The 20,535-nt window shown below is 76.5% G+C and carries 20 protein-coding genes; 14 read left to right on the plus strand and 6 right to left on the minus strand.

Annotated elements, in window-relative coordinates; translation table 11 throughout:
* Positions 1–57 precede the first annotated feature (57 nt).
* Entirely contained in the window at positions 58–348 is a 291-nt protein-coding gene (gene yidD, locus ACWPWV_RS08515; RefSeq protein ID WP_454042489.1) for a membrane protein insertion efficiency factor YidD, read from the plus strand.
* 4 nt (positions 349–352) lie between these two features.
* On the opposite strand, the gene ACWPWV_RS08520 is transcribed toward yidD, so the two are convergent.
* Positions 353–1,288 carry a universal stress protein gene (locus ACWPWV_RS08520; protein WP_454042490.1) on the minus strand — a complete coding sequence of 312 codons (936 nt, stop codon included), beginning with the start codon at positions 1,286–1,288 and terminating at the stop codon, positions 353–355.
* Positions 1,289–1,478: 190 nt separating this feature from the next.
* Here ACWPWV_RS08520 and ACWPWV_RS08525 point away from each other — a divergent pair, with 190 nt between their 5' ends.
* From ACWPWV_RS08525 to ACWPWV_RS08535, 3 genes are all read left to right on the plus strand, one after another.
* Complete coding sequence (locus tag ACWPWV_RS08525) at positions 1,479–2,201, plus strand: response regulator transcription factor (RefSeq protein ID WP_454042491.1); 723 nt, start codon at positions 1,479–1,481, stop codon at positions 2,199–2,201.
* A gap of 94 nt (positions 2,202–2,295) precedes the next feature.
* Entirely contained in the window at positions 2,296–2,730 is a 435-nt protein-coding gene (locus tag ACWPWV_RS08530) for a pyridoxamine 5'-phosphate oxidase family protein (RefSeq protein ID WP_454042492.1), read from the plus strand.
* Between the two features lie 65 nt (positions 2,731–2,795).
* On the plus strand, positions 2,796–3,296 hold the full coding sequence (locus tag ACWPWV_RS08535) for an N-acetyltransferase family protein (protein WP_454042493.1): 501 nt from the start codon (positions 2,796–2,798) through the stop codon (positions 3,294–3,296).
* Positions 3,297–3,306: 10 nt separating this feature from the next.
* Here the strand turns inward: ACWPWV_RS08535 and ACWPWV_RS08540 are convergent, their stop codons facing one another.
* Complete coding sequence (locus tag ACWPWV_RS08540; RefSeq protein ID WP_454042494.1) at positions 3,307–4,470, minus strand: GAF domain-containing sensor histidine kinase; 1,164 nt, start codon at positions 4,468–4,470, stop codon at positions 3,307–3,309.
* Positions 4,471–4,597: 127 nt separating this feature from the next.
* Between ACWPWV_RS08540 and ACWPWV_RS08545 the strand changes: the two genes are divergently transcribed.
* Positions 4,598–5,410, plus strand: a complete 813-nt coding sequence (locus ACWPWV_RS08545) for a tetratricopeptide repeat protein (protein ID WP_454042495.1) — start codon at positions 4,598–4,600, stop codon at positions 5,408–5,410.
* A 156-nt stretch (positions 5,411–5,566) separates the two neighbouring features.
* On the opposite strand, the gene ACWPWV_RS08550 is transcribed toward ACWPWV_RS08545, so the two are convergent.
* Together ACWPWV_RS08550 and ACWPWV_RS08555 are read right to left on the minus strand one after the other, a co-directional pair.
* Positions 5,567–6,193, minus strand: coding sequence for a DoxX family protein (locus tag ACWPWV_RS08550; protein ID WP_454042496.1), 627 nt, complete (start codon positions 6,191–6,193; stop codon positions 5,567–5,569).
* 93 nt (positions 6,194–6,286) lie between these two features.
* Positions 6,287–6,802, minus strand: coding sequence for a hypothetical protein (locus ACWPWV_RS08555; RefSeq protein ID WP_454042497.1), 516 nt, complete (start codon positions 6,800–6,802; stop codon positions 6,287–6,289).
* A gap of 182 nt (positions 6,803–6,984) precedes the next feature.
* Here ACWPWV_RS08555 and ACWPWV_RS08560 point away from each other — a divergent pair, with 182 nt between their 5' ends.
* The 3 genes from ACWPWV_RS08560 (at position 6,985) to ACWPWV_RS08570 (ending at position 11,384) form a co-directional block, all read left to right on the plus strand.
* Positions 6,985–8,973, plus strand: coding sequence for a D-alanyl-D-alanine carboxypeptidase family protein (locus ACWPWV_RS08560; protein ID WP_454042498.1), 1,989 nt, complete (start codon positions 6,985–6,987; stop codon positions 8,971–8,973).
* A gap of 133 nt (positions 8,974–9,106) precedes the next feature.
* Positions 9,107–10,840, plus strand: a complete 1,734-nt coding sequence (locus ACWPWV_RS08565; protein ID WP_454042499.1) for an ABC-F family ATP-binding cassette domain-containing protein — start codon at positions 9,107–9,109, stop codon at positions 10,838–10,840.
* Positions 10,841–10,859: 19 nt separating this feature from the next.
* A complete protein-coding gene (locus tag ACWPWV_RS08570) occupies positions 10,860–11,384 on the plus strand; it encodes a DUF2087 domain-containing protein (RefSeq protein WP_454042500.1) in 525 nt (174 codons plus the stop codon).
* 47 nt (positions 11,385–11,431) lie between these two features.
* Here ACWPWV_RS08570 and ACWPWV_RS08575 read toward each other — a convergent pair whose 3' ends face one another.
* Positions 11,432–12,079 (minus strand): TetR/AcrR family transcriptional regulator, encoded by a 648-nt coding sequence (locus ACWPWV_RS08575; protein WP_454042501.1) that lies wholly within the window; start codon positions 12,077–12,079, stop codon positions 11,432–11,434.
* Positions 12,080–12,224: 145 nt separating this feature from the next.
* Here ACWPWV_RS08575 and ACWPWV_RS08580 point away from each other — a divergent pair, with 145 nt between their 5' ends.
* The 6 genes from ACWPWV_RS08580 (at position 12,225) to ACWPWV_RS08605 (ending at position 19,798) form a co-directional block, all read left to right on the plus strand.
* Positions 12,225–12,827 (plus strand): TIGR03086 family metal-binding protein, encoded by a 603-nt coding sequence (locus ACWPWV_RS08580; RefSeq protein ID WP_454042502.1) that lies wholly within the window; start codon positions 12,225–12,227, stop codon positions 12,825–12,827.
* Between the two features lie 93 nt (positions 12,828–12,920).
* Positions 12,921–14,021, plus strand: coding sequence for an epoxide hydrolase family protein (locus ACWPWV_RS08585; RefSeq protein WP_454042503.1), 1,101 nt, complete (start codon positions 12,921–12,923; stop codon positions 14,019–14,021).
* Between the two features lie 45 nt (positions 14,022–14,066).
* Positions 14,067–14,537, plus strand: coding sequence for an aminoacyl-tRNA deacylase (locus ACWPWV_RS08590; protein WP_454042504.1), 471 nt, complete (start codon positions 14,067–14,069; stop codon positions 14,535–14,537).
* Between the two features lie 271 nt (positions 14,538–14,808).
* Entirely contained in the window at positions 14,809–15,171 is a 363-nt protein-coding gene (locus tag ACWPWV_RS08595; RefSeq protein ID WP_454042505.1) for an STAS domain-containing protein, read from the plus strand.
* A 74-nt stretch (positions 15,172–15,245) separates the two neighbouring features.
* Complete coding sequence (locus tag ACWPWV_RS08600) at positions 15,246–16,511, plus strand: exonuclease SbcCD subunit D (protein ID WP_454042506.1); 1,266 nt, start codon at positions 15,246–15,248, stop codon at positions 16,509–16,511.
* The gene (locus tag ACWPWV_RS08605; protein ID WP_454042507.1) at positions 16,511–19,798 is read left to right on the plus strand and encodes an AAA family ATPase; all 3,288 of its coding nucleotides are present in this window, start codon (positions 16,511–16,513) and stop codon (positions 19,796–19,798) included. The genes ACWPWV_RS08600 and ACWPWV_RS08605 overlap by 1 nt, the downstream gene beginning before the upstream one ends.
* Here ACWPWV_RS08605 and ACWPWV_RS08610 read toward each other — a convergent pair.
* Positions 19,782–20,528 carry a helix-turn-helix domain-containing protein gene (locus tag ACWPWV_RS08610; RefSeq protein WP_454042508.1) on the minus strand — a complete coding sequence of 249 codons (747 nt, stop codon included), beginning with the start codon at positions 20,526–20,528 and terminating at the stop codon, positions 19,782–19,784. The genes ACWPWV_RS08605 and ACWPWV_RS08610 overlap by 17 nt on opposite strands.
* Between the last annotated feature and the right edge of the window lie 7 nt (positions 20,529–20,535).

Genomic DNA, 20,535 nt, shown 5'->3' on the forward strand with positions numbered 1-20,535 from the left:
GCGTGCGTGCGGGGCGCCCGAGCGGCGTGCACCGCGGCCCCGACCTACGGTGACCCGATGAGTGCAGCGAGCCGATGGGCAGACTCCGCGATCGGGTGGTACCAGACGCAGGTCTCGCCACGGAAGGGGTGGGGCTGCGCCCACCGCGTCGCGCACGGCGGCGACTCGTGCTCCGCCGCCGTGCGGGAGCTCGTCGCCCGCCGTGGCGCGGTGCGGGCGACGCTCCCCACGGCGGTGCGGTTCCTGGCGTGCTGGCAGGCGGCGCAGCTCCTCGCCACGTCGGGCGTGAGCGGCGTCTGCTGCTGCGGGCCGATCCCGGTCCCGTTCCGGTTCGGCGGGCGCTCCTGAGCCGTCAGGCGCGCGCCGCGTGCACGACGGCGACGGGGCCCTCGGCGTGGTGGAGCACGTCCTGGCTCACCGAGCCGAGCAGCATGCCCTGCACGTCGCCGCGCCCGCGCGACCCGACGACCGTCAGGCCCGCGCTCCGGCCGGCCTCGTGGATCGCGGCGCCCGGTCGTCCCTCGACGACGAACGTCTCGACGCCCACGTCGTCGTGCTGGGCGGTGCGCACGCGCGCGAGCGCCTCCTCGACGGTGCGGGACGCCGCCGCGCGGGCGTCGCGCTCGGCGCGGGTGTCGAACGCGAGGCGCTCGTCCGGCTGCAGGCTCGCACCGTGGCGCCACGCGGACACCGCGACGACCCGGCCTCCCGTCAGCGCCGCCTCGTCGAGCGCGAAGCGCAGGGCCGCGTCGCCGTGCGGCGAGCCGTCGACGCCGACCACGACGTCGGACGTGCGGTGGTGGCCGGCGTCCACCGGCGGCACGACGAGCACGGGGGCCGCGCTGCGGGCGGCGAGCCGCGTCGAGACGGAGCCGAAGAACGCCGAGCCGACGGAGCCGAGGCCGCGCGTCCCGACGACGACGAGGTCGGCGTCCTTGGCGGCGTCGAGCAGCACCTCGGACGGGGCGCCGGAGCGCAGCGTGGTGAGCACGCGGACCGTCGGGTCGAGGCGTGCGGCGCGGTCGACGGCGGCGTCGAGGATCGGTCGCCCGATCGCCTGGACCTCCTCGACCGTCGGGTAGTAGACGCCGCCCACGAACGGCGTCGACACGACGGGCACGTAGGCGACGTGCACCACCCGCAGCGTCGCGCCGCGGCGTGCCGCCTCGTGGACCGCGACGTCGAGGGCGCGTCCGCTCGTCGTGCTCCCGTCGACGCCGACCAGCACCGCCGGCTCTCGTCCTGCGCCCGTCGCGCCCGTGCTCCTCGTCCCGCCCTGCGTGCTCATGTCGTCGACCTCCGTGACGTACCGATCCCTCTCCTCTCCTGGATACCTCCGCGGGGTGGGGTCGCGCGGCGGCCGGACGGTCCGGCGTGCCGGGCCGGACGGCACGACCCTCCGGGACCAAGGTCCCCGGGTCCACCGGGGGACCCGGCCCGGCGCGAGAACGCCCCGGGGAGCGACTACGTTGAGAGCCATGGGCTCTCCCCACCCGATCCGCGTGTTCCTGCTCGACGACCACGAGGTGGTCCGCCGCGGCGTCGCCGCGCTGCTCGAGGCCGCCGGCGACATCACCGTCGTCGGCGAGGCCGGCACGGCCGCCTCGGCGCTGTCGCGCATCCGCGCGACCCGGCCCGACGTCGCGATCCTCGACGTGCGCCTGCCCGACGGCTCGGGCGTCGAGGTGTGCCGCGAGGTGCGCTCGGAGCTGCCGGAGGTCGGCTGCCTCATGCTCACGTCGTTCGCCGACGACGAGGCGCTGTTCCAGGCCGTGCTCGCCGGCGCCTCGGGCTACGTGCTCAAGCAGATCCACGGCTCGGACCTCGTCGGGGCGGTCCGCACCGTCGCCGCGGGCGGGTCGCTGCTCGACCCGTCGAGCACCGCTCGCGTGCTCGAGCGGCTGCGGCACGCCGCGGACGAGATCCCCGACCGGCTCGAAGGGCTGTCCCAGCAGGAGCGCCAGATCGTCGCGCTCATCGGCGAGGGCCTGACGAACCGCGAGATCGGCCAGCGGCTGTACCTCGCCGAGAAGACCGTGAAGAACTACGTCTCGCACGTGCTCGCGACGCTCGGCCTGCAGCGCCGCACGCAGGTCGCCGTCCTCGCGACGGAGATCCGCAACGAGGAGGCGCGGGGCGGTGCCGCCGGTGCACCGGGCTCGACGGGCAGGGCTCCCGGTGGGTCGCGGCCCCGGCCCTGACGGCGCCGGACCCGTCGTCCCGAGGCCGGGCGACCGCGCGTCGTCGGGACCTTCGGCACTCACGGACCCGACATCCCGGCGCGACGATGGTGGCATGACGATCACCGGCGCCCGGGGTGGGCTCGCGTCGGCGGGGCTCGCGGAGCTCGCGCCGGAGGAGAGCTACGCGCTCCTCGCGACGGTGCCGGTGGGCCGTATCGTCTTCACGGACCATGCGCTACCCGCGATCCAGCCGGTGAACTTCGTCCTCGACGGGCCCGACGTCGTCTTCCGCACCGGAGAGGGCTCGAAGCTCGCGGTCGCGGCGAGCCGCGCCGTCGTGGCGTTCGAGGCGGACTGGTTCGACGCCGAGGCGCGCTCGGGCTGGTCGGTCGTCCTCGTCGGCCGCACGTACGAGGTGACGGACCCCGCCGAGCGGGAGCGGCTGCTCGCGCTGCCGCTCGTCACGTTCGTCCCCGGCGACCGCGACCGCGTCATCAAGGTCGTGCCGCGCATCGTCACGGGCCGCCGCATCGCCCGCCCGGCCTGACGGCTCGGCGGGTCCTGCCGCGATCGGCAGCCGGAGCCGCCGAACGGTCCGGCTAGCCTCGACCCGTGACCACCGCGCCCGCCGTCCGAGACGCCACCGCCGCCGACTGGCCCGGGATCTGGCGGGTCCTCGAGCCCGCGTTCCGCGCCGGCGAGACGTACACGTACCCGCGCGACATCACCGAGGACGACGCCCGGTCGGCGTGGACGGGGTCGCCCGGCGCGCGGGTCCTCGTCGCGGTGGACGACGCCGGCGCGGTCCTCGGCACCGCGAAGTACCTGCCCAACCACCCGGGCGCGGGCGCCCACGTCGCCAACGCGAGCTTCGTCGTCGGGCCGGACGCCGCGGGCCGCGGTGTCGGGCGCGCGCTGGCCCGCGCGGTGCTCGACGGCGCCCGTGCCGACGGTTACCGCGCGATGCAGTTCAACGCCGTGGTCGAGACCAACGAGCGCGCCGTGCGCCTCTGGGAGTCGCTGGGCTTCACGGTCCTCGCGACCGTGCCCGAGGCGTTCGACCACCCCGCGCACGGGCTCGTGGGCCTGCACGTCATGCACCGCACGCTCTGAGGCCCGGCGGCTACCCGAGCGGGGCCCACCACTCGAGGCGCGTGCCGCCGTCGGGCAGGGCGGTGACCGTGCAGCCGCCGCCGAGCGCGGACGCGCGCGCGTCCATGTTGCGCAGCCCGGAGCGGCGCCCGCCCTCGCGGATGCCGACGCCGTCGTCGGTCACGGTCAGGCGCGCCTCGTGCGCCGTGACGCCGAGGTGCACGACGACGGCGCTCGCCCCGGCGTGCCGCGCGACGTTGGTGAGCGCCTCGCCGAGGACGACGACGAGCTGGTCCGCGACCTCGGCGGGCATGCTCGGGCCTCCCTCGGTCACGCCGGCGCCGGAGCGCTCGCCCGCGACCTCGACCTGGACGTCGGGCGCGAACCCGAGGACGGTCGTCGCCGCGGCGGCCTGGGCGCGCAGCCGGTCCTCGATGGAGGGCGCGTCGGGGTCGGCCGCCGTGTGGAGGGCGAAGATGGTCGAGCGGATCTGCCGGATCGTGTCGTCGAGGTCGGCGACGGTCTCCTCGATGCGCGTGCGCGCCGTCGGGTCGGTGACGAGAGGCTGCACGCTCATGAGCGACATCGCCGAGGCGAAGAGGCGCTGGATGACGACGTCGTGCAGGTCGCGCGCGATGCGGTCGCGGTCCTCCAGGACCCCCACCTGCTTCGCCCGCCCGTACAGCCGCGCGTTCTCGACCGCCACGCCGGCCGCTGCGGCGAGCGCCACGACGGCCGCCTCGTCCTGCGCCGTGAAGGGCTCGCCCCCGGCCTTGTCCGTGAGGTACAGGTTGCCGAACACCGTGTCCCGCACCCGCACGGGCACCCCGAGGAACGTGTGCATCGGCGGATGGCCCGCGGGGAACCCGGCGGAGCGCACGTCGTCGGCGATCTCCGCCACGCGGATGGGTTCCGGGTGGTCGATGAGCTCGCCCAGCAGGCCCTCGCCGTGCGGCCAGTGGTCGATCGCCGCGACCTCGTCGTCGGTGAGCCCGAGCGGGACGAACCGCGCGAGGCGCTCCCGCCCCGAGGGGTCCAGGACGCCGAGCGCGCCGTAGCGCGCCCCGGTCAGGTCCATCGTGGCCTGGACGATCCGCCGCAGGACCTGGTCGAGGTCGAGGTCGCTCGTCACGGCGACCACGGCGTCCAGCAGGCGCCGCCCGACGCCGCCCGGCAGGTCCGTGTCTCCGCTCACCGTCGCAGTCTCCCAGACCCGCGACGACAGCCCGCCTCTGCGGGCGCGTGGTGTGACCCGCGCGACACGACGGTGCGCTAGGGTGCGTCCACGCCGACGCGGGGGGACGGAAGGACGCGCTGCTGCCATGTCCCCCCTGCCCTCCACCCGTGAGAGCGCTCTCGCCGACCTGCGCGCCGCGGTCGCGCACCTGCACCCCGACGACCCCGCCGAGCTCGTGGCGATCGCCGACGACCTGTGCGCGCTCGGCACCCCGGACGCCGCGGTCCCGTTCTACGAGGAGGCCGTGGGCCGCGAGGTCCCCGGGGCGCTCTACCGCCTCGGCCTCGCGCGGTACGACGCGGGGGACGACGCCGAGGCGTTCCGCTGCTTCGAGCTCGCCGGGCTCGCGGGCGACGCGCTCGGCGCGTTCATGGCCGCCCAGGTCGCGCACGAGCGGGGCGACCTCCACGCGGCGCGCCGCTGGTACGAGCAGGCGGGGAGCGTCGACGGCGCGCAGGAGCGCCTCGCGCGGGTCCTCGCGGACCTCGGTGCCGGCTCCGGCAGGACCGTCGGCGGCCGGCCCGACGGCGCGTCCGCCGACCGGCTGGACGCGGGCTTCGGCCAGACGGCCCGCGAGGACTGGGAGACCGCCGTCGAGCAGGCACGGTCCGGGTCGATGGGGCCCGACGCCGCCGTCGGGCTCCTCGAGTCGTGGGCCGAGGCGGGCGAGCCCCGGGTCGCGCCGGCGCTCGCGGACCTCTACACCCGTGCGGGTCGCCTCGCCGACGCCGAGGACCTGCTGGAGCAGGCGGCGCTCGCGGGCGACGCGGCGTCGGGCACGGCGCTCGGCGTCCTGCGGCTCAAGGCGGGTCGCGTCCCCGAGGCGATGGACCTGTGGCGCGACGCCGCGGACCGGGGCGACCAGGACGCGGCGGAGCTCCTCACGCGGTTCGGCTGACGGGTCCGGGCACGACAGAGGGTGTGCGGGTGGTCTCCCCACCACCCGCACACCCTCTTCCCCCGGGGCGGCCTGCGCTGCGACGGCCTCAGAAGCGTCGCGCGGTCCTGGGTCCTGCCCCTGCGCCCCGCCGTTCGCGGCGGGCGGTCCGGTGCGTCACACGAGCCAGCGGTTGCGGCGGACGATCGGCAGGTTCTTCCAGACCTTGCCCAGACCGAGCACGTCACCGCCGCCGATGAGGGCGAGCGCCACGATCGTCAGCGCCATCGTGATGTGGTCGTCGACGACCGGGTTCGTCTCCAGCGGGAGTGCCGCGAGGTACATGAAGACCAGGAGGAGCGAGCCGCTGACCGCGGCGATGCGCATCCCGATGCCCAGGACCAGCGCCAGCCCGATGCCGAGCAGGCCCGCCATGAAGAGCCAGTCTGCCCAGACGGCCCCCGCCATGCCGTTGAAGAACCCGGCGAACGGACCCTCGACGCCCGAGAGGAAGCCGGTCGTCGGGCTGCCGCCGTTGACCCAGGCCCTCTCGGCCGGCGTCGCGAAGCCGAGGCCGAACGTCTTGTCGAAGAACGCCCACAGGAAGTAGAACCCCAGGGCGATGCGCAGCACGCCGAGCACCACCTGCGTAGGCCGGCTCGCTCGTGCAGCGAGGCTGAGCGTCTCGGGCGTGGTGCCCTCGACCGTCGTGAGCGGCACGTTGGCGTTCCGCTCGATCGTCCCCGTCATCGTCGTGCCCTTCTCGTCGACCCGGTCCCTGTGGCCGGGCTCCTCGGTACCCATCTCACTCCGTGAAGGAGCCGTGGACGCCGGGAGAAGGTCGCGCGACGGGGGGACCTTGGTCCCCGGGCGGCCGCGGTGCGGTCGCCCGACCGGTCAGGACGTGGAGGAGTCGATGTCGGAGCGCATGTCGTCCACCTGCGCGCGCAGGTCCTCGAGCGACTCGCGGACCGCGGCGTCCGCGTCCGGGAGCGACGACACGACGTCGTCGAGCTGGTCGGACGCCGTCTCCAGGCGCTCCTCGGCGTCGGCGAGGCGCTGCTCGGCCTCGGCGCGCTCGTCGGCGGTGGCCGACGCCGCGTCGTCGACGGCGGTCCGGGCCTCCTCCGCGGCGTCCTGGGCCGCGGCGACGGCCTCCTCGGCGCGGGCCCGGGTGTCGTCGGGCAGGGAGCCCAGGTCGTCGGTGAGCGAGCGGACGTCGTCGCCGATCGACTCCGCCTGCGACCGGGCGTCGTCGAGGAGCTGTTCGAGCCCGTCGCCGGTGAGGGTGAACTCCGGCACGGAGACGGAACCGTCCTCGGTGCAGGCCGTGAGCGCGAACGCGCTCGCCGCGACGGCGGCGACCGCGACGGCGCGGGACGTTGACCAGCGATGACGCGCGGGTGAGCTCATGGAGCCATCGTGCCACCGGCACATGAGAGCGGGGTGAGAGCTGCGGGAACGCGGTGTACGGTATTCAGACGAGGCACCGCGGCGGTCCGACAACGCGGCGCCGGGCGCGACGACGCGTGTGACCGGTGGCGACTCCAGGACCAGTGCGGGGCCGTACGGCGAACGTGTACGAGGGAGCCACGGTGAGCACGGAGACGCACAGCGACGACGCGGAGGACCGCGCGCTGCCGGAGCCGTCGCGCCGTCTCCGCCTGGTCTCGCAGACGCTCATCTCCTCGGCCCTCGGCATCACGCTCGTCGCGGCGCTCGCGAGCAGCACGCCTCCCCAGCAGGGCGCGTCCTTCTTCGCGACCCCCGTGACGGCCACGGTGGAGCCCACGGCGAGCGTGCTCGGCACCGGCCTCGACGAGTCGCAGCAGCTCGACGGCGCGATCGAGGTCCTCGCGACCGCGAACGCGCTCGAGTCGGGCGTCGTGAGCCCGTCCATCGAGCAGGCGCGGTCCGAGCTCGGGATGCTGGTCGCCACCTACCTCGCGCAGCAGGACGCCGCGCGGCGCGTGCCCGTGCAGGTCGTCCCGGACGAGGACCTGGACCTCGACTCCTCGCTCGACGACCCGGCGCTGCCGTCCGTCCCGGACCCTCTCGCACCGTCCACGGACGACGAGGACGCCGCGGGCGGCGACCCGCCGCGGACGGAGGACCCCGCGGACGTGCCGGCGGACGAGACGCCCGGCTCGACGGTGCCGGCGCCGGACGACGACGTCCCGGGGAAGGCCGCCACGCCGGACGACGAGCCCGCGACGCTCGCCTCGGCGACCCCCGCTCCCCGGCCGACGCCCAGCGGCTCGCCCTCCGGGACGCCGACCGACCTGCCGACCGATCTCCCGACCGATCTCCCGAGCGACGACCCCACGGGACCGGCGACCGGCCCCACCACCGGGCCGGACGGGTCGTCGTCGGACACCGGGCAGCCCGACGGCCCGGGCGAGCGCGTGCTCCCCGAGGACGCGGTCCCCGCACCGGACGGTGTCGCCCCCGGTGAGCTCGAGGACGACGAGGGGGCCGGCGACGACGGCAGCGGCGACGCGGAGGACGACGGCACGCACCAGGACGGCGACGGCCACGACCACGGGGCCGTGACGCTCGACGACGTCGTCGTCTCCGCGACGCACCTCGCCGACCTGCTCGGCACGACCACCCAGTTCCCCGAGGTCGGCGTCCTCCCCGCGGACGGCGTCGACCCGACCACCGGGGCGAAGGCCGGCTCCGCCCTCGCGGCCCGCCTCGCCGAGGTCGTCGCGAAGTACGCGGGCTCCACGGCCGACTACGAGAACGGGCGCATCCCCGCGAACGCCCTGTGCGACCTGTCGTTCGCCGCCGGCCAGTCGCTGCGGTGCGACGCCGCGGAGCAGCTCGAGGCCCTGGCCGCCGAGTTCGAGAAGGAGTTCGGCTACGCGCTGAAGATCACGGACTCGTACCGCCCGTACGAGGACCAGGTGCGGCTCAAGGTGATCAAGCCCTACCTCGCGGCGGTGCCCGGCACGTCGCAGCACGGCTGGGGCCTGGCGATCGACGTCGGCGGCAACGTGCCGTCCGGGACGTCGGCCGAGTACGTGTGGCTGCGCATGCACGCACCGGACTACGGGTGGGACAACCCCTCGTGGGCGCGGCCGAACGGCTCCAAGCCCGAGCCGTGGCACTTCGAGTTCTTCGGCGCCGGCGCGATGCCCGACCGCTACACGCCCGGCGAGACGACGGTTCCGCGCCCGTCGCCGTCGCCGAACCCCGCACCCGGGCCGAAGCCCACCGTGCCGCCGGCGCCCGCGCCGTCGCCGGGCCCGAAGCCGACCCCGACACCGACGCCGACACCGACGGACCCGCCGCCCAAGCCGACGGACCCGCCGACCAAGCCGCCGACGGACCCGCCGACCAAGCCGCCCACGGACCCGCCGACCGACCCCCCGACGGACCCGCCCACGGATCCGCCCACGGATCCGCCGACGGACCCGCCGACGGACCCTCCCACGGATCCGCCGACCGACCCCCGACGGACCCGCCGACCGAGCCGGCGCCGGACGAGCCGTCGTCCTCGCCGACGGCGATCCCGACGGCGACGCCGACCGACGTCGTCACCGAGGCGCCCTGACCCTGCGCGGTCGGAATTCGCGTGACGCCGGCCCGGACGGCGCGTAGCGTCGTCCCCGATGTGATCCTCACCTGCCCCGACCGGCCCGTCCGTCCCCGCCCGTGAGCCCGCCGCGCCCCGTCGCGCGGAGCTCCGGGCACCCCTTGGCAGGTGATCCCGTGAACCCCGTCCTCCGCGCGTCCGACGTGCACGTCTCCTACGACGGCCGCGCCGTGCTGCGCGGCGTCGACCTCGCCGTCGACCCCGGCCACCGCGCCGGGCTCGTCGGCGAGAACGGTGCCGGCAAGTCCACGCTCCTGCGCGTCCTCGCCGGCGCGACCGCCCCGGACTCCGGCACGGTCGAGCGCCCGCCCGACCTCGGCTTCCTCCACCAGGAGTTCCCGTACGCGCCGTCGACCACGGTGCGTGCCGTCGTCGACGACGCGCTCGCGGAGGTCCGGGCGATCGAGGCCGCGCTGGAGGCGGCGGCCACGGCTCTCGCGGACCCGCGGGCGCCCGGTGCGGCGTCGGGCCGTGCGCCCGACCCCGCCGCCGCGTACGACGCCGCCCTCACGCGCGCTCAGCTCGCCGACGTGTGGGACGCCGACGCGCGCGCGGCCCGCACCCTCGCAGGGCTCGGCCTGGACGTCGAGGGCGTCGCGGACCGGCCCGTCGGGACGCTCTCGGGCGGGCAGCGCACGCGGCTCGGCCTCGCGGCGCTCCTCGTCCGGCAGCCCGGCGCGCTCCTGCTCGACGAGCCGACGAACCACCTGGACGACGGTGCCGCGGAGTTCCTCGCGGCTGCGCTGCGCGCGCTCCCCGGAGCCGTCGTGCTGGCGAGCCACGACCGCGTGTTCCTCGACGAGGTGTGCACCGAGATCCTCGACCTCGACCCCTCGGCGGTGCCGCACCGTGAGACGTCGGGCGACGGTGCCGCGTCGGGCATCACCGCCTACGGGGGGACGTACAGCGACTACCTCGAGGCCAAGCGGGTCGAGCGGGAGCGCTGGGAGCAGCGGTTCGCCGCGGAGCAGGCGGAGCTCGCCGAGCTGCGCCGGGCCGTCGCGGTGACCGCGCGCGACGTCAGCAAGAACCGCGAGCGCGGCAACCAGGCGAAGATCCTCTACGACTTCAAGGGCGAGCGGGTCCAGAGCCAGGTGGCGCGCCGCGTCCGCAACGCGCAGCTGCGCCTCGACACGCTCGACCGCGAGCAGGTCCGCAGGCCGCCGGCGCCGTTGCGGTTCGCGCCGCCCGCCGCGGCGTCGCGCGCCGCACGCGGGGAGGTCCCCGGTGGCGACCTCGCGGTGTGGGCGCACGACGTCGTCGTGCGGCGCGACGGTCCCGCGCCCCCGGGCGAGCGACCCGCCCGGCTGGACCTCGTCGCGTCGGGGGCGCGGTCGATCGAGGTCGCGCGCGGCGCGCGCCTGCTCGTCACGGGGGCGAACGGTGCCGGCAAGTCGACCCTGCTGCACGTCCTCGCCGGGGACCTCGTGCCCGACGCCGGGTCGTCCGGCCGGGCGCGCGGCGTCCGCGTGGGGCTCCTCGAGCAGGACGTCCACCTGCACGACGACGCCCGCACACCGCGCGAGCTCCTCGCGCTCGTGCAGGGCGTGGGGGAGGGGGAGGGCGTGCGCGACGCGCGCGTGGACGCGCACGGGCTCGTCGCCCCGCGCGACCTCGGGCGTCCGCTCGCGGACCTGTCCGTGGGGCAGCGCCGCCGCGTCGTCATCGCGATGCTCGTGTCGCAGGCGCCCGACGTGCTCCTGCTCGACGAGCCGACCAACCACGTCTCGCTCACGCTCGCGACCGAGCTCCTCGAGGCGGTCGAGGACTGGCCGGGGGCCGTCGTCGTCGCGTCGCACGACCGCTGGCTGCGGCGACGCTGGACCGGCGACGTCGTGCACCTCGCCTGAGCGCGCCTAGGGTCGGAGCATGGAGAGCGCGCCCTCGGTCCCCGACAACGCCTGGAAGCAGGTCGTCGCCTCGCTCGCCGACGACGGGCGGCTGCGCCTGTTCGGACGCGTGGTCGTCGAGACGCCCGCCGAGGCGGACCTGTCGACCGACGACCGCCGCCGCCTCGCGCCGCTGCTCGCCGCGGGCGTCGTCGTGCGCGACGACACCGGGTCGCTGCGGGCGGACGCCGGCCGGTTCGCGGCGCTGCTCGCGGGCGGGTCGGCGCCGCAGCAGAGCGGACCCGAGCGGTTCCTCAGCGACGGCCGGCTCGTCCGGAGCCCGAGGCGGCTGCGCGACCGTCAGCTCGTCGTGCGGTACCTCGCGGCGCAGGTACTGCCGCTCGACGAGCCCGTCACCGAGCTCACGCTGACGAAGCGGCTCGCGGAGCGGGCGGCGGACCCCGTGTCGCTGCGGCGATCGATGGTCGACGCGGGCCTCGTGCACCGCACGCGCGACGGCGCCGAGTACTGGCGCACGGTCGTCACCGAGTTCGACGACGTGTGACGGCTCGCGGCCGGTCGCCGACCGGTCGCGGACGGCCCGGCGTGCGGTCAGCCGCGGGGGACCCAGCGGGCGCCGAGCTCGGCCTGGGTCGGGGCGCTCCCGGGCAGGGCCGCCCCGTCGGCGGCGGCCGCGCGCAGACCGGCGAGCTGCAGCTCGAGATACCGGCGCCGCAGGTCCGCGACCCGGTCCGGGTCGCCGAGCCGGATCGCCGCGAGCTGCTCGTAGACCATCGGCAGGTCGGTGTCGTCGACGTCGGCGCGCACGACGCCGGCGTCCTGAGCACGCCGGAGGACCTGCGCGGCCAGCTCCCCGGCCTCGCCGGCGAGCGCGTGGTGCTCGGGCGTCGGCGTGAAGCGGCCCGCGAGGTGGACCGTCAGGGAGTGCACGTCGGCGTCGACGATGCCGCGCAGGAACGTCTCGAACGCCCGCCACGGGTCGGGCACGTCGAGCGCGGCCTGCGCCACCTCCACGAACCGCCGGAGCCCGTCGAGGCACAGCGTCGCCAGCAGCGCCTCCTTGCTCGGGTAGCGGCGGTACAGCGCGCTGATGCCGACGCCCGCGGCCTGCGCGACGGCGGCGACGGGGGCGTCGGGCTCCGCGACGAAGACGTCGCGAGCCGCCGCGAGGATCACGGTGTCGTTCCGCGCGGCCTGGGCGCGGCGGCCGCTGAGCGGTGGGCTGCTCTCGGTCGTCATGCGCACGACGATAGCACTTGTACGGAACGGAACATTCCGCTACGCTGCGAAGTACGGAACGATGTATTCCGTTCCCGGTCGCCGACGGTGGCGCCGGGGCCGACTCGAGGTGCATGACAGGTGCACCACGGACCGCGGAGGAACCATGACCACGTTCACGGACCCGACGGCAGTGATCGACCGCGCGCACGCCGCGCTGCGACAGGTGGTCGCGGGGCTCTCCGCCACCGACCTGGCGCTCCCCACGCCGTGCGCCGGCTGGACGGTCGCGCACGTCCTCCAGCACGCCGCGGGCGACCAGCGCGCGTACGTCGCCGCGCTCACGGGGGAGGGCGGCCCGACGGACGACCCGTTCTCCCCGTCGGGCCGGCTCACCGAGAGCCCGCGCGAGCTCGTCGAGGCGGCCCTCGCGGCGTCGGCTGCGGCCTTCGCGCTCGTCGACCCGGCCGGCGAGGTCTCCACCCCGCTGCCGATCGGCCCCGTGCCGGCGCTCTCGGCCGCCGGTGCCGCCGCGATCGACGCCGCGGTGCACGCGTGGGACGTCGCCGTCGCCACGGGCCAGCGCTCCCCGCTCGACGACGACCTCGCGGGCTTCCTGCTCTCCGTCGCACCCCCGCTCGTCGAGCCCGTCCGGCCGTACGGCGTCTACGCCGCGGCGCTCGCCGCCCCCGAGGGCGCGGCCCCCCGCCCCGCCGACGCGCTCCTGCGCTACCTCGGACGCGACCCGCGCTGGACCGCAGCCTCCTGACCCTCCCGGGCCCCCGCCCCCGTCACGGCTCTCACGTCGTGCCGCACCCCCCAACAGACCGCTCGCACACCGCACCGACCGAGGAGAACGACGATGGACACGCAGGTCACCCCGACCCGGATCGACATCCCCCAGGCCGACCTCGACGACGTCCGCGAGCGCCTCGCGCGCACGCGCTTCACGGACGCGCTCGACCCCGACGAGGGCTACGGCACGAGCGTCGCGTCGGTCCGCGAGCTCGTGCGCTACTGGCTCGAGGAGTTCGACTGGCGCGCGCTCGAGGCGCGGATCAACGCGTACCCGCAGGTCGAGACCGTGATCGACGGCCAGCGCGTGCACGCGCTCCACGTGCGATCGGGACGGCCGGACGCCGTCGGGCTGGTCCTCACGCACGGCTGGCCGGGGTCGGTCGTGGAGTACCTCGACGTGATCGAGCCGCTCACGGCGGCGGGGTATGACGTCGTCCTCCCCTCGATCCCGGGCTTCGGCTTCTCCGGCCCGACGACGGAGCGCGGCTGGGACAACCAGCGCGTCGCCCGCACCTGGGCCGAGCTCATGCGCCGGCTCGGGTACGAGCGGTACGGCGCGGTCGGGAACGACGGGGGCTCGATGATCTCGCCCGAGGTCGGCCGGCTCGACCCCGACCACGTCGTCGGCGTGCACGTCACGCAACTCTACTCGTTCCCGTCGGGGGACCCGGCCGAGCTGGCCGACCTCGACGAGGACGAGCAGGCGGCGCTCGCCCATCTCGGCTGGTTCTGGGAGAACATCGGCGCCTTCAACGTCCTGCAGTCCCAGCAGCCGCAGACCCTCGCGCACTCGCTCGCCGACTCGCCCGCCGGGCTGCTCGGCTGGAACGTCCAGCTCATGCCTGACCTCGACCCGGCGTTCACGGTCGCCAACGCCGCCGTGTACTGGTTCACCGGGACGCAGGGCTCGGCCCTGCGCCTGTACCGGGAGAACGCCCTCGCGCAAGAGCGGGCGCAGGAGGCGGGAGAGCGCCCCGGGCCCACGACGGCGCCGACCGCGCTCGCCCAGGCGAAGGGGGACTTCGCCACGATCCGCCGGTTCGCCGAGCGCGACCACGCGAACATCCGGCAGTGGACCACGTACGAGCGCGGCGGCCACTTCGCGGCCTACCTCGAGCCGCAGCAGACCGCGGGCGACGTCGTGCGCTTCTTCGACAGCCTCTGAGGGCTCGGCCCGCAGGGCGCGCAGCGGCGCGTAGGGTCGGGTGCCATGGGCAGCGAACGCGCCGAGGCGGCGCTGGAGGCGTCGGGCATCGACTTCACGATCACGCGGCACGGGGCGGTCTCCTCGCTGGAGGAGGCCGCCGCAGCCCGCGGCGTCGACCCCTCGCGCGTGCTCAAGACGCTCGTCGTGCGGCGCGCGGAGGACGACTACCTCTTCGTCCTCGTGCCCGGTGACCGGCAGATCTCGTGGCCGAAGCTGCGCGCGCTGCTCGGCGTCTCGCGCCTGTCGATGCCGGACAAGGACGTCGCGCGCGACGTGACCGGCTACGAGCGCGGCACCATCACGCCGTTCGGGGCGACGCGCGCGTGGCCCGTGGTCGCCGACCTGCGCGTCGTCTCCGGGCCCGGCCCGGTGTCGATCGGCGCGGGGGCCCACGGGGTCGCGGCGACCGTCGACGGCGCGGCGCTCGTCCGGGCGCTCGACGCCCAGGTCGCCGACGTCACCGAGCCCGCGTGACCCGTCGGGGCCCTGACCAGCGGGTCCGTGCCGTCCCTCGCGCCGCCCCGGACGGTGTGAGGGTTTCGGGCAGGTCGCGCCGAAGGGGCTGACGGGCTGGTGTGCTCGGTGCGTCGGGTGCACACTCGTGGTGCTCCGGCCGCGTCGTCCGTACGGAACGTCACCCCACGGTGCTCCCTCCGGGGAACAGGGGTCGTCCTCCGGACGTTGGACATGGTCGGGACAGGGGCGCGACAGCAGTCGGTTTCGAGAGACGGTGGAGCTGGAACGCATGGAGACAGACAGCGCGAGCGGGATCACCTACGCGCCGCACGAGGACGGCGTCGTCGTGACGATGTGGGGCGAGGTGGACGCGGCGCTCCGCGACCGCGCGAGCGAGGCGATGTCGTACGTCCTGGACACGCGCGGGCCGGTCACGGTCGACGTCGCGGGTGTGACGTTCATCGACTCCTCGGGCATCGCGTTCATCATCCAGCTCTACATGCTGGGCGAGGAGGACCGCCGCCCGGTCGCGCTGCGAGACCCGTCGTCGAGCATCGTCGAGCTGCTCGAGATGATCGGCATGGGCGGGCGCATCCCCGTCGTGCGCAGCGGTGCGACGACCGGGCCCGTCGAGGTCGTCGGCGTCGGCTGACACCGGCCGGCGGGGGCCTCCCGCCACGGACCGGCCTCCGCGGCCCTGTCGGTGCGGGCGGCTACGGTCGCACCATGCGGTTCCTGCACACGTCCGACTGGCACCTCGGGCGCACGCTCCACGGGGTCGACCTCCTCGAGCACCAGGCCGCCTTCGTCGACCACCTCGTGGAGCTCGTCCGCGCCGAGCGGGTCGACGCGGTGCTCGTCGCGGGGGACGTGTACGACCGTGCGATCCCGCCCGTCGAGGCCGTCTCGCTCCTGTCCGACGCGGTCGCCCGCCTCGCCGAGCACGCGCACGTCGTCCTGACGCCCGGCAACCACGACTCCGCGATCCGTCTCGGGTTCGCCGAGCAGCTGCTGCGCCCGGGCGTCCACCTGCGCACGCGCGCGGCCGACGTCGGTGCACCGGTCGTCCTGGGGCCGCGCCCCGGGGGCGCGACCGGGTCGGACGACGAGAGCGTGCTCGTCTACGCGCTGCCCTACCTGGACCCCGACGCGGCACGGCACGTCCTCGCCGACGACCCGTCGGACCCGCTCGCCCGGTCCCACGAGGCCGTCATGGGTGCCGCGCTGCGCCGCGTCGGCGCGGACCTGGCGCGGCGTCGAGCGGGCGGTCACGACGGCGGGGCCGTCGTCATGGGCCACGCGTTCGTCGTCGGCGGGCTGGCCTCGGAGTCCGAGCGCGACATCCGGGTCGGCGGCGTGGACGCGGTGCCCGCGGGCACGTTCGGCGGGTGGGGCCTCGACTACGTCGCGCTCGGGCACCTGCACGGTCCGCAGCGCGTCGTCGTGCCCGAGGTCGCGCGGGACGTCCCCGTGGACGGCGCAGTGGGGCGCGCGGGGACCGCGGCCCCGCCCGTCGCGCGGTACTCCGGGTCCCCGCTCGCGTTCTCCTTCTCGGAGGCGCACCAGCGCAAGTCGACCGCGCTCGTGGACCTGGCACGCGTGCGGGCGGGGCACCACGACGCCGTGGAGCTCGTGCCCGCGCCCGTCCCGCGCCGGCTCGCCGACCTCACCGGGACGCTCGACGACCTGCTCGGGGCCGCGGGGGAGGAGCACGTCGACGACTGGCTGCGCGTCGTCGTCACCGACCCCGTGCGTCCCGCCGAGCTCTACGCGCGGGTCAGGGGACGCTTCCCGCACGCGCTGCAGGTGACGCACCGCCCGCCGCGCTCGGCCGAGCGCGAGACCGTCACGGCCGTCGGGGCCGGGCACGACCCGCTCGACGTCGCGCGCGACTTCGTCGAGCACGTCTCGGGACGTGCACCGTCGGACGCCGAGGTCGTCGTGCTGCGCGGCGCGCTCGAGGACGCCCTCGCCGCGGACCGGAGCGCCTGATGCACCTGCACTCGCTCGCCTTCCAGGCGATCGGTCCGTTCGCCGGGCGCCACCGCATCGACCTCGCGACGCTCGGCGCGTCGGGGATCTTCCTCCTCGACGGACCGACGGGCGCCGGCAAGTCGACGATCATCGACACGATCGTCTTCGCGCTGTACGGGAAGGTCGCGTCGGAGGCGACGAGCGACGACCGGCTGCGCTCGGCGTTCGCCGCGGGCGACGTCGAGTCGTTCGTGGACCTCGTGCTCGAGGTGCCGGGCGGCGTGTTCCGCGTGCGCCGGACGCCCGAGTACCGGCGCCCCAAGAAGCGCGGCGAGGGCACCACGACGCAGCAGGCGTCGGTCCGCCTGTGGCGCCTCCCGGCGGTGCCGTCCTTCGCGGACGAGGACCCGCAGGGCGAGCTGCTGTCGGCGCGGCTCGACGAGGCGGGGGCGGAGATCCAGCGCCTCGTCGGTCTCGACCGGCGTCAGCTCGTGCAGACCGTCGTGCTGCCGCAGGGCGAGTTCGCGAGCTTCCTGCGCGCCGAGCCCGAGAAGCGCCGGGACCTGCTGCAGAAGGTCTTCGGGACCGAGGTCTACGAGCGCGCCGCCGCGCGGCTCGGCGAGCTCGCGCGGGCAGCCCGCGCGCGCACGGAGACCGCGCGGCAGGGCGTCACGGGCGCCGTCGAGCACTTCGCGGGAGCCACGGGGCTCGCCCTGGAGGCCGCGCACGCGCTGCGCGAGGCCGCGCGCGACGACGCATGCCTGCGACGCGCGGCACCGGAGGACGTCGCCGCGCTGCTGGCCGCCGGTGTCGCGGACCCGGGCGCCGGCTCGGTCGTCCCCCCCGGCGCGCCCGCGGCAGAGGCGGTCGGGGAGGCTGCCGGGGAGGCGCCGGTCCGGGCCGGGGTGCACGCGCTCGCGCTCGCGCACGCCCGACGCCGTGCGGCCGAGGCGGACGAGCTGGTCACGGTCGAGCTCACCGCGAACGGTGCGCTGGTGGCGGCCCGCGACCGGCTCGAGGCCGAGCGGTCGACCGCCGCCGCGCTCGACCGCCGCGCCGCGCTGCGGACGGAGCGCGCACGTCTCACGGAGGCGGAGCCGCGGGTCGCCGAGCACCGGCGACGGCTCGACGCGGCCGCTCGGGCCGCCGTCGTCGCACCGGCGGCGCGGGGAGCGGTCGCGGCGGCGCGCGTGCTCGGGACGGCGCTCGAGCGCGAGGAGCTCGCGCGCGCCGGCGTCCCCCCGGAGCTCGCGGGCGCGGACGAGAGCACGCTCGAGGCCGTGCGGTCCGAGCTGCTGACCGTGTCCGTGCGCGTCGAGCGGCTGCTGCCCGTCGGAGCAGCCCTGCCGGGGCGCGAGCGGGAGCTCGCGGACGGCCGCAAGGACGTCGAGCGAGCCGTCGAGGAACGGCACCGCGTGCTCGCCGAGCTCGCCGGGCGCCCGGCGGTGCGCGACACGCTGCGCCGGCGCGTCGCCGAGCTGGGCGAGACCGCGGGGCGGCTCGGCGAGCTCCAGGAGCGCGCCCTGCGGGCCCGGGCCGTCGCGACCGCGGCGAGCGACGCGGAGGCCCTGGAGGTCGACCTCGCGCACGCGGTCGACGACCGGACCCGCGCGGCGCAGCGCGCGCGGGACGCCGTGGAGGCCGAGCGGGACGTACGGGACGCCCGCATCGCCGGGATCGCGGGCGAGCTCGCGTCGGGGCTCGGCCCCGCGGCGTCGTGCCCGGTGTGCGGCTCCCTCGAGCACCCCCGGCCCGCCACCCGCACCGAGGACCACGTGACGCCGGCGGAGGTCGACGCGGCCGAGGCGGCGCGCGTCGCGGCCGAGACCGCGCTGGCCGACGCGTCGGGCCGGGTCGTCGCGCTCACGGAACGGCGCGACGCCCTGCGCCACGCGGCGGAGGGCCGCGACGCCCGAGAGGCGCACGAGCGCGTGGCGGCGGTGGAGGCCGAGGTGCGCGCCGCGCGCGAGGCGGTCGCCGAGCGCTCTGCCGCGGAGCGCGCGCTCGACGAGCACGACGCGGTCACGACGGCGCTCCAGGAGCAGGCGGGCGCGCTCGCCGAGACCGTCGCGGCGGGGACGTCCCGGCTCGACGAGCTCGCCGCCGCCGTCGCCGCCGACCGGGCCGAGGTCGCGCGCGAGACCGCCGCCGCGCTCGCGCTCGTCGGCGGCCCGGACGACGCTGCGCCGTCCGACGACCCCGACGGCCCCGACGCGGCCGCACGGCCTGACGGCTCGGACGACGCCCGGCGCGGTGTCGACGTCGGGGGGTCTGCGGGCGGGGCGCGCAACCCCGTCGCGGTGCTCGGCGCGCGGCTGGTCGAGCGCGTCCGGTCGGTCGCCGCGCTGACCGAGGCGCACGACGCGGTCGCCGTCGCCCGGCGCGACGTCGAGCGGCGCGAGGCCGAGGTGGCCGACCTCGTGTCCCAGGGTGGCTTCGCCGACGCCCGGCACGCGCTCGCCGCCGTGCTCGACGACGCCGAGCGCTCCCGGCTCGAGCACGAGGTGTCGCAGCACGCGTCGGCGCTCGCGATGCTCCGCGCCGGGCTCGCCGACCCGTCCGTGGCGGCGCTCGCCGAGGACGCGACCGCCGACGTCGACGCGGCGCGGGCCGCGGTCGTGCAGGCCGAGGAGGCCGCGCGGACCGCGACGCGGCGGCACGACTTCGCCGTGCGTCAGGCAGCGGCCGCGGCGGACGGTGCCGACGCCGTCGGGACCGCCGTCGACGCGTGGCACGCGGCGCTCGACGACGCGGCGCCCGTCGCCCGGATGGCCGCTCTCTCGGCCGGCACCGGGAGCGACAACGTCCACGCGCTGTCCCTCGCGACCTACGTGCTCGTGCAGCGGTTCGAGGACGTCGTCGCCGCCGCGAACGAACGCCTCGCCGAGATGTCCTCCGGGCGGTACGAGCTCGTGCGCAGCGCGTCGCGCGAGGACGTGCGCTCGCGGCGGACGGGCCTCGCGATGAAGGTCGTGGACCACGTGACGGAGCGCGAGCGCGACCCGCGGACGCTCTCGGGCGGGGAGACCTTCTACGTGTCGCTGTGCCTCGCCCTCGGCCTCGCCGACGTCGTGACCGCGGAGGCGGGCGGGGTCGAGCTCGGCACGCTGTTCGTCGACGAGGGCTTCGGCAGCCTCGACGCGGAGACGCTCGACGTCGTGCTCGGGGCGCTCGGTCGGCTGCGCGCCGGCGGTCGCGTCGTCGGGGTGGTGTCGCACGTCGAGGCGCTCAAGCAGGCCGTCGCGGAGCGTGTCGAGGTCCGGCGGGCGCCCGGGGGAGGGAGCACGCTCACCGTGCGGGCGTGAGCCGAGCGGGGCGCGGTGCGCACGCCCGTTCGACCAGGTCCGTGACCGCGCGGTGGACCGCGTCGCGGCCGGGTCCGTCCTGGTCGGCCGAGGCCAGCGCGGCGCGGTCGAACGCCGCCGAGAGCAGGAGCGTGAGCGCGTCGAGCTCGAGGGCGTCGGGGCCACGGGCGTCGGACGCGTCGGACGCGTCGGATGCGTCGGATGCGTCGGACGCGTCGGGGTGCTCGGGGGCCTCGGCGGGCCCGGAGCGCCTTGCCGCCTCCAGACCCTCGCGCAGCGTGCGGCGCGCGTGGCGCGCGTCGAGGGCGTCGGCCTCCGTCGCGCCGAGGACGGCAGGGGCGTCGACGAGGAGCAGGCGCGTGCGGCCCGCGACGGCCATCGCGTCGAGGTACGCCGCCGCACCGGCCGTGAGGCGGCGTCGTGCTGCGGCGGCGTCGTCCTCGCTGTGGGACGGAGCGGCCGTGCCGGTCGCCGCGCTCTCGATGTCCTGCGCGACCGCCGCCGCCTCGGCCTCGACGACGGCGCGGAACAGGGCCTGCTTGTCGGCGAAGTGGTGGTAGAGCGCGCCGCGCGTGACGCCGGCGGCGGTGGCGATCTGGGGCGTCGACGTCGCCGCGTACCCCTTCTCGACGAACAGGGCCCGCGCGGCGGACACGAGTGCCGCCCGGGTCGTGCGCGTGCGCTCCTCGTTGCTGCGTCGCGACGCTCGTCGCGGTGCACCCTCTTGCATACCGACA

It is taken from the genome of Cellulosimicrobium sp. Marseille-Q8652 (assembly GCF_965112045.1).